Annotated in this window: 4 protein-coding genes; all 4 read right to left on the reverse strand. The window is 37.6% G+C overall.

All coding sequences use genetic code 11. The features are described from left to right. Nucleotides 1–1,006: ABC transporter permease (locus ENL20_09845; GenBank protein ID HHE38859.1), on the reverse strand; the 1,006-nt coding region annotated here is incomplete at its 3' end. Between the two features lie 91 nt (nt 1,007–1,097). Next, on the reverse strand, nt 1,098–2,309 hold the full coding sequence (gene manA, locus ENL20_09850; GenBank protein HHE38860.1) for a mannose-6-phosphate isomerase, class I: 1,212 nt from the start codon (nt 2,307–2,309) through the stop codon (nt 1,098–1,100). Between the two features lie 188 nt (nt 2,310–2,497). Next, a complete protein-coding gene (locus ENL20_09855; GenBank protein ID HHE38861.1) occupies nt 2,498–3,592 on the reverse strand; it encodes an Ldh family oxidoreductase in 1,095 nt (364 codons plus the stop codon). A gap of 160 nt (nt 3,593–3,752) precedes the next feature. Beyond that, a partial coding sequence (locus ENL20_09860; GenBank protein HHE38862.1) for an ATP-dependent DNA helicase RecG occupies nt 3,753–4,985 on the reverse strand: 1,233 nt, incomplete at its 5' end.

Raw genomic sequence — 4,985 nt, forward strand, 5'->3', positions numbered from 1 at the left:
GAAAAGAACCAAGAAAAGTTCCAATGATCCCGATAAAGGTTCCAGCAATCACGAAAATTCTGACGATATCTTTTTCGGTTGCTCCCATTGCTTTTAAAATTCCAATCTCATTTTTTTTCTCTGCTACCAGTTTAATAAAATTTCCGGTCATATTAAAAGAAGCAATAATGATCATCAAAGCGAGGACAAGGAACATCACGACCTTTTCCATTTTTATGGCATTGAAGAGATTAGCATCAAATTCGCTCCAATCTTCAACAAGGTAATTTTCTCCTAAAACCTTCTGGATATTTCTGGAAATCTGATGAGATTTTTTTGATGTTCCGGTTTTGACTTCAATATGACTGACTTCATCTTTGAATCCCAAAAGGTATTGAGAGTTTTTTAAAGAAATGTATGAAAATATTCGATCAAATTCAGGAAGTCCGGAAATGAAAAGACCGATGATTTTAAATTTTTTGCTCCTAGGAAGTAATCCGAAAGGAGAAGGTTCGGTTCCCAAGGGAGAGGATAACAGAACATAATCTCCAACTGATACATTTAAACTCAAGGAAAGATCAAGTCCGATGATGATCCCGTCTTCCTTTAAAGATTCATCATCCGGAACTCCAACTACAATTTTATCAAAAATGTTGGTAATCCGGCTGTGTTTCTCGAAATCAATGCCAAAACATACAGTCGAAGCAAGGTTCTTTTTGTTCTGGATCATCAATTCCATTTCACAAACCGGAGCAGAACCGGTTATTTCTTTTATTGTTGAAATTTCCTGCAGAATATTTTCGTAATCTGAAATCGGTTCATAATTTTTATGATGGATCTTAATTTCTGTTTTCGAACCGATTATCCTATCCCGCATATCCGACTCAAAACCGTTCATCACAGAGGAAACAACAAGCAGGGAAAAGACTCCGATGATAATTCCGAACAAGGAAAGCATATTGGAAAAAGTGAAGAATATTTTTTTTCTTCCCCGCAAATACCTGATCGCCAGACTTAAATAAAACATTCATACTTCCAATTTTTTGAAACTCCAAACTATCTGAAAAACAGGGAAATTTGAGTCAAGTTTTAAAAGTAACTAAAAATTTGTTCCGTTTTTAAATGGGTACAACAGCTCGATAAAATTCCGCAGTACCTTCTAATATCAAGTTTTTAACACCAGCAGATATGAAAATCGATTCACCCTTTTTTACTTTTAGATTTTTGTTGGAATTCCAGTAAATTTCAGAATTTCCTTTTGTGCAGAGCAAAATTTGGGAACATTTGGTTTCTTTGATGTTAAAATGATTTTTATCAGAATTTTTCAGAAAAGAGAGTTCAAATTCTCTTGCCGGAGTTTGATAAATAAACTCATTTCTTCTTTGTTGTTTGGGTTTGATAATAACTGTTTTTCCAGACGAGAAGGAGAGCGTTTTAAGAAGTTCCGGCACATCGACATGTTTGGAAGTCAATCCACCGCGCAGCACATTGTCGGAATTTGCCATGATCTCGATTCCTGCTCCATGCAGATATGCGTGCAGAATTCCGGCATTAAGATAAAGAGCTTCTCCGGGCTGGAGTTTAATGACATTCAATAAAATGGGAGCAAAAATTCCAACATCTGCGGGATATTTCAGAGAAAGTTTTAAAATCCATGCAAAAATAAGTTTTTCATTTTGAGTGCGAGGAGTTTTATTAGATGTTTCTCGAATTAAAGAATTAACAAATACGGTTTTTTCTTTTGCGGTTGATTTCATTAGACTGGTAAAAAAGTGTTTCAAAGAATCTTCTGAAGGATCTTTTTGAAGTTCGACTGTTCCGGGCAGAATTTTAACAAGATCGAGATAAGTTAAAATTTCAACAATCTCATTTACATCCCTGAATCCGCACATCGCATCGAAGGGTGTTAAAGCACAGATCAATTCCGGTTTGTGATTATCGTCTTTGTAGTTTCGAGTTGGAGAATCCAGAGAAATTCCAGCTTTGTTTTCACGGTTAAATCCCTCTTCTGCCTGTTTTAAATTCGGATGAACCTGGATGGATAAAGGTTCTTCAGCAGCTAAAACTTTGAATAAAAACGGTAGTTTATTGTTGAAATTGGACGCAACTTCAGAACCTAAAATTGTTTCAGGGTTTTGTTTTATCAGATCAGCAAGAGAAATTGTTTTATCGTTTTTTGAAATTTCTGAAGGAGCTTTGGGATGGGCTCCCATCCAGAGCTCGGCTTGAGGTTCTGCATCCGGATTTGTAAATCCGAGAAGTTCCGGAATAAAAGTTTTTGAGCCCCAGACATATTTCTGGATCTTGTTTTTTAATTTATAGATAAACATATTTATATTACTCTAAAAAATACTAATTTTATTCTAAAAGACTGGATTTCATCAACTTCAGTTTGTTCAGTTTGATGGAATTCAGGATTCTGATTAAAATGGACAAGATCGGCATCTTGTTTTACGGATCAGGTTTCATCTTAATAAAACTATCCGCTTGCGGATAGCACAAGACTGAACTTGAAGTATTAAAAATCAAACCCTGAAATTTCCAACTCATCAAGCATAATTCTTATATCTTTTTGCAGAGCAGGATTGACAGGAATTCCGTTTTTCCTGATCTCTTTTTCTTTGAGATATTCTTTTTCTCCGGCAACAAAAATGCGATCTTTTCCTGCAACTTTAGGAGAATCCTGGAGTTGCCGCATAATTTCACCGGTTATTTTTTTAAATTCGGAAATTTCTGTAAATGATTCGATATCGATTGCCATGAAAAAATGACCGAGACGGTACGGAACTCTTTTTCCATTATCCATACCGTGTAATCCATGCATGAAATTTCCTGCCTGTAAAGCGGATGATAGAATTTCAACTATGACAGCCAAACTGTAACCTTTATGACTGCCAAAAATTTCATCTGCTCCACCGAGAGGAAGAAACGAAGCGTTTTGAGAAACTAAATCATTCAGGAATTGATTTGTAACAAGGAATGGATTTCCCTCTTTATCGATTGCCCAACCTTCGGGCATCGGTTTATTCTCTCTTTTCAGGACTTCTATTTTTCCTCTTTGGGTGATCGAGGTTGCTGCATCGAAAAGAAAAGGGAAATCCAGGTCGGAAGGTGCTCCGAAAGCAATGGGATTTGTTCCTAACATCGGTCTTGTTCCAAAAGTTGGAGAAATTGCAGGACGAGCGTTGGTAAAGGTCATTCCGATCATATTTTGCTCTGCTGCCATTTTCGGGTAATATCCGGCAATCCCAAAATGAGTGGAATTACGCACGGCAACACTTCCCATTCCATAATTTTTTGCTTTCTCGATTGCAGTTTGCATGGCTCGGTAAGCAACGACATGTCCCATTCCATGATTTCCATCCCAAACTGCAATCGCTTTTTTGTCACGGATAATATTGATTTTGGTTCTTGTTTTGTGAACACCCGCTTTTATTCTATCGTAATAATAATAAAGCCGTCCGATCCCGTGGGATTCGATTCCGCTCAAATCTGCTGCGATTAAAATGTCTGAACATATCTTTGCATCATCTAACGGAACTCCGGTTTTGATGAAGACGGTTTTTATGAGATCATATACTTCATTGACAGGAACATATTTTGTTTTTTTCATTCAGTTTCCTTTCTGTTTTTTTCCCAACAAAGTAACAAACAAGATTATTTGTTTTACATCGTTACCAATCCCCTGATTAGTAATGTCCTGTGATTTCTATATTCTCAAATAGGGATTCGAGAATGATGTAATAAATTGGAAGTGAAGATGATTATGAACATTAAAAGTCAAACAATTTCTCTCTTTCAAAATATTTTTGGAAATAATGTTTTTTTAGAATTTCATTTTTAGATCCCTTCAGATCATAATCTTCATTAATGATTTTAAAAGCAAGGATACGAGCCTGCTTTAATAATTCTCGATCACGCACAATATTGGCGTGTTTGAAGGTCGGAATTCCGGATTGTGCAGTTCCGAAAAATTCTCCGGGACCGCGTAATTCCAAGTCTTTTTCCGCAATTTTGAAACCGTCGTTTGTTTCCACCATAATGTTCAATCTTTCTCTTCCTTCCTTGCTGATGGGAGGATAAGCGATCAAATAACAGAAAGATTTTTCCGAACCTCTACCGACTCTTCCCCGCAACTGATGAAGTTGACTTAAACCGAATCTTTCGGCATGTTCGATGATCATTACTGTGGCATTAGGAACATCGATTCCAACCTCGATAACAGTTGTGGATACGAGAATAGCGATTTTCTTTTTTTTGAATTTCTCCATGATCTCGTCCTTTTCAGCAGTTTTCATCCGACCATGTAAAAGAGACGATTTGAATTCAGGGAATATTTTTTGAGAGATCCTTTTATATAAAGTTTCCGCATCGAGTAGATCCATTTTTGCCGATTCTTCGATGAGAGGACAAACAATATAAACCTGCCTTCCTTTCTGCAATTGCTCCCGAACTTCATCGTAAACAAGATTTTTTTTAGTAGCTCCCCGCCAGAGAGTCTTGATCGGTTTACGGTTGGGAGGAAGTTCGTCCAGAACGCTGATATCCAGGTCTCCGTAAACCGTGAGAGCAAGAGAACGGGGAATCGGAGTTGCGGAAAGATACATCAGATCAGGATGTTTATTTTTTCGGGAAAGAACTGCCCGCTGCTTGACTCCGAAACGATGCTGTTCATCGATAGCGACAAAACCGGCATTCTGATATTCCATATCTTTCTGGATGAGGGCATGCGTACCGATGATGATCTGAATTTCTCCATTTTTGATCTTTTCCTTCACTCCCTTTTTTCCTCGATAATTTCCGCCTTTCAGAAGTGCGATCCGGATTTCCGGTTGGTTATTTAGAAGGTTGGAAATACTGCGAAAATGCTGTTCTGCCAGGATTTCAGTCGGAGCCATCAAGATCGCTTGAAATCCGTTTTCGATTGCCAGCAGCATGGCAAAAACCGTAATGATCGTTTTCCCTGAACCGACATCTCCCTGCAAGAGACGATTCATTTGCGTCGA

This window comes from Candidatus Cloacimonadota bacterium (genome assembly GCA_011372345.1).
Classification (GTDB): domain Bacteria; phylum Cloacimonadota; class Cloacimonadia; order Cloacimonadales; family TCS61; genus DRTC01.

Excerpts from the sequence above, each read along its gene's own strand:
- manA (HHE38860.1), bottom strand. The coding sequence starts at position 2,309 with ATGTTTATCTATAAATTAAAAAACAAGATCCAGAAATATGTCTGGGGC.
- ENL20_09855 (HHE38861.1), bottom strand. The coding sequence starts at position 3,592 with ATGAAAAAAACAAAATATGTTCCTGTCAATGAAGTATATGATCTCATA.